Origin of the sequence: Vibrio sp. S234-5, from assembly GCF_000960595.1 — a bacterium.
Classification (GTDB): Bacteria; Pseudomonadota; Gammaproteobacteria; order Enterobacterales; family Vibrionaceae; genus Vibrio.
This window is the reverse complement of the sequence record NZ_JZAM01000188.1, coordinates 1-3,852: the sequence shown is the minus strand read 5'-3', so window position 1 is coordinate 3,852 and position 3,852 is coordinate 1. Positions and strand designations below refer to the sequence as shown.

Sequence of the window (3,852 nt, the reverse complement as noted above, 5' to 3'; positions counted from 1 at the left end):
TAGAGCAATAATGGAAAGGGCCGCGTATTCCAAAGCGATGGTAAAGAAGTGAAGTTGACATTAACTGGCTATTTTTGGCGATATGGTATCAGAAAAGCCATTCAGGTATCGATTTTCCGGATGAACCGAAAATCTGTCACTGAGCGAGCCACACCGACAAGTTGACCGTTCAGCCATGCGGACACAATTAAATTAGAGTTGTCGAGCATACCCTGAATAGTTGACTCATTATCCAAAGGACGACGCTCACCCAATGAAGTTTTCTTCAGTAAAGTCACGAATTGTTCAACTGAGATTGGATGGTTTACTTTGTACTCGATTTCCATTTTTCATCCTCTGGGGCTGAATTTGCTTATAACGCCCGGTTAAGGGGCTGACAACGCAAAACACTGAACTCAAAATAACAACCGTAATCACAAAGGCCGATTTGAACAAAAACCACCACGCGTTGGCAGTCCCTCTTTAACCGTTTGTTATGCAAATTCAATGAGATAAATAGAATTTACACGACCAAAAGCCACAATTGCAATGGTTGAGTGATTCAAGAATCAACCCAAGCAAGGCTTTCAGCAAGTGCGAAATGATCGGATAACTTGCCCTTTCCACACTTTGCGTACGCTGGTTTGACAACAAGCCAGCGCCAAAACTGATTGAGGCAAACAAAGAACTTTGCTTGTTTTACGGCTTGAGTTGACCACGAATCTGAGGGTAAAAATGCTTATTTTCCGACAACACAAAGCGAATGGCCGAAGAAATCCCAAAAGATTGAACCCTTAAATTTACCTGAGTGCATAACGCCCGCTTAAGGGGCAGACAACGCTACTACTAGCTTTCCGCATAACACCGTAATCACAAAAACCAACGCATAGTAAAAATGCCACGCGTTGGCTGTCCCTCTTGAAGCGTTTGTTAGGCGATTTCTTCGACGATCGAGTCATTCAGATACCTGATTGGAAATCCGATACTATAATAATCGAAGTAATATTCAGATGCCTGCGTAGAGATCAACAACATTCGATGAAGTAAACACTTTAAAATTTCGATATTTCTAATTTGAACTGCAAACGCATTCTCATCGACAGCTTTGCCATGCGCGGCATTGTTACGCTCTTTCCATGCAGATTTTTCTAGGGCACTAAGTACTATACCAAGATTCTCGAAAAAACGTTCTGATATCACACTTTGAGGGGTTTGATTTAAATTATTGATTTTATTAACAAGAACAGAATATTCTTGTTCAGAAACATTCAAAGCTTTGGCTACCTCAAGTGTTTTTTCTCTGAAAATTTTCCACTCAGATTTTTGAATTAATTTTTTAGGAAAATCTTGAGAATGCTGGCTGACGTAAGCAGATTGGAATGCTTCTATGCAAGCACCAAAGTGTACGCCAGCCATATGTATAGGAGCATCTAAAGCATGCCAATAACCCCAAAGAACGTGCTTTAGGTTGTAATTTTCATAGTTTGCATACATTGATTTAACTAGCCTATTCATCTCGATTTGACCCAATTCAAGATTAGATTGCCCTAAAGGAGCTGGCATTGACGCATGATAAGAGTCTTTTCTCACTTTAGAGTAATTAGCTTTGAATGAGAGCTCAACGTATCTGTAATCACTATTTAAAATGGCATAGCCGTGATAGTGAATTTGCTTACCGAGACCAAAAGCAATACAGTCGCGAATTTTATTGCGCACCTCTAGAGATTGAGGTGTTAGATACACGATTACTGCATCATTGATCTTGCTATCACTCTTGCTCTTAGTTAATGAAATTAAATATAGTTTAATACCTTCAATATCTAAAAATAGAGCGGCGCGACTGGAGGAATTATTATTACTTGAATCTTCTATATTAAACTCGTTTTCGCCATTACCAAGTTTTATAACATCGGTTTTTGTATGTGAAACACTAAAGTGATTAGGGAAACGATATCCAGATTCTACATTTGAAACATACTCGATTTGAAAATCGCTTATGCTTTGAGCTTTAAATTTGCAATATAGCTCATCAACAGAACTAACCTCAGTTATTTCGTCAATTCCAGCAGCATAGTTTTGTTGCCTTGTATTCGAAAACGGCTGAATACCTCTTAGTTCAATAACTGCTCCGTCATATGACTCTAGTATTGCTTTGTCATCATTGACTCTTATCGTTCCAGCCTGATCTTCAACAGCATCAGCAATAGCCGAGCCATTTGATATGGTCGTTAGCTCAATGTTGCCGTTAGGCAAATATTTAATGCTCTGCCTCTTTATCGGGTGATGAAGCGGACCATACTCGACAAATTGCAACACCACAAGCTGTTCGAAAAGAGAATCAATTTCAAAATTAAAGAATTTACTCAAAGTTACTCCTATTTGCCTAACGCCCGGCTAAGGGGTTGACAACGCACCGCCGAACTCAAAAAACACACTGTAAACGCTGAACTTCAATTTTGCACCAAAGCCGCCACGCGCTGGCAATCCCTCTTGAGCCGTTTGTTATGCAAATTCAATAAGATAAACTAACTTTACTCGATCAAAAGCCACGATTGCAATGGTTGAGTGATTCAAGAACCAACCCAAGTAGGAGCCGTGATAAATAAGCCGCCAAAACAAAGTCCACCGTTCAACAACAAACCAAGCTTTTGAATGAGACAAACTCAACAAGCAAGACTTTCAGCAAGTACAAAATGCTCGATAAACTTGCCCTTTCCACACTTTGCGCACGCTGAATTGGCAGCAAGCCAACGCTAAAACTGATTGAGGTAAACAAAGAATCTTGCCTGTTTTACGGCTTGAGTGAACTACGAATTTTAGGGTAAAAATGCTCATTTGCCGACAACACAAAACGAATGGCCGGAGAAATCCAAAAAGATTGAACCCCTAAATTTACCTGAGTTGCATAACGCCCAATTAAGTGGTGAACAACGCACTGGCCAAGCCGCTGCATTGCACCATAAAACACTTTACTCAACGCATAGTAAAACTGCCACGCGTTGAGAATCCACTTGAATTGCTTGTTATGTGAATTTTACCGTGAATTCAAAGTAAACCACCGTAGAAATGAAGAGATTTGAATAAGTTACGTACAAAAACGATGCTTACCAAAACCTAAATTTCACAGAGATCTTAGCCAAAGAGAGCCACTTACAGAATCAACAACAAAGAAAGCGCCCTTTCAGCCACAACAAAACCTTTTGCTTCACCAGACTTTCAGAGCTGAATTTCAGCAAGTGAATCAGTCAAAAAGACATTTCAATTAAAGCGATTTTAAACTGACAAAATTCAACACAAACCAGACCCAAAACTAAATTGAGGCAACCCAAGAACCTTGAAAACGATCAATCTCAGGTTGTTCAAGAATCCATTTCGACCAAGCCAACCTGCCGAAAACACGGAACAAATTATCAATGAAATCGTAGCTTTGACCTTACAAACTCATCCAACACATAACGCCCGGCTAAGGGGTTGACAACGCACCGCCGAACTTAAAAAACACACTGTAAACGCTGAACTTCAATTTTGCACTAAAGCCGCCACGCGTTGGCAATCCCTCTTGAGCCGTTTGTTATGTGATTTTTCGTTTTAACTCCATTTCTTGCTCTTTGAACAAAACGTAATCACTAGATTTTCTACTCTTCGCCGCTGTAAACCATTGAACCCCAGTTTCATCTAAGTGATTAAACTCTAAACGAAATTCATACTTATTACTGCTAACAAAACCCAAAAATGCACCGAATACAGTATCCGCCCCATGAACCCACGGGGCGATATTGTTAGTGTTTGAAGTTCCAAGGCAGGAGTGCATCGATATCAGGTTCCGCTTTCGCTAACTCCTGCATGCACTTGACCATGTAGTCGTAAAGGATA

The 3,852-nt window shown here is 40.1% G+C and carries 1 protein-coding gene and 1 pseudogene; both read right to left on the bottom strand.

Features of this window, described 5'->3' with window-relative positions:
- Positions 1-128 precede the first annotated feature (128 nt).
- Positions 129-326: pseudogene (locus tag UF06_RS09120) on the bottom strand (GNAT family N-acetyltransferase); the annotation flags it as partial.
- Between the two features lie 583 nt (positions 327-909).
- Entirely contained in the window at positions 910-2,346 is a 1,437-nt protein-coding gene (locus tag UF06_RS09115) for a hypothetical protein (RefSeq protein WP_045570172.1), read from the bottom strand.
- Positions 2,347-3,852: the final 1,506 nt, after the last annotated feature.